The sequence below is a fragment of the Pseudoalteromonas sp. RB2-MNA-CIBAN-0110 genome (assembly GCF_040309305.1).
Classification (GTDB): Bacteria; Pseudomonadota; Gammaproteobacteria; order Enterobacterales; family Alteromonadaceae; genus Pseudoalteromonas; species Pseudoalteromonas arctica.
Window position 1 is genome coordinate 1 of the sequence record NZ_JBEOOQ010000204.1, and the last position, 267, is coordinate 267.

Here is a 267-nt window from a genome sequence, read left to right on the forward strand (position 1 = left end):
TTGGTAAACTGCGAATATTATAAGGCGCCGCTGCTTGCTCATATTTATCGGTTTGTATTTTAGCAAACACGACTTGTGGCAACTGACTAGCAGCTATTTTGAACTCCGGCGCCATCATCAGACAAGGTTGACACCAACTGGCCCAGAAGTCCACGATGGTCAGCACTTCATTTTTTTGAATGACTTTACTCACCGTTTGCGCATTCAACTCATGCGGCGTTGCAGTCAGTAAAGGTTTCGCACATTTACCGCAGTTTGGTGCAGCAC

General features: G+C 46.1%; 1 protein-coding gene. It reads right to left on the minus strand.

Going from position 1 to position 267, the window contains the following annotated elements; all coding sequences use genetic code 11:
• The coding region (locus AAEY68_RS21170) for a thioredoxin family protein (protein ID WP_350586840.1) at positions 1-267 on the minus strand (267 nt) is incomplete at both ends.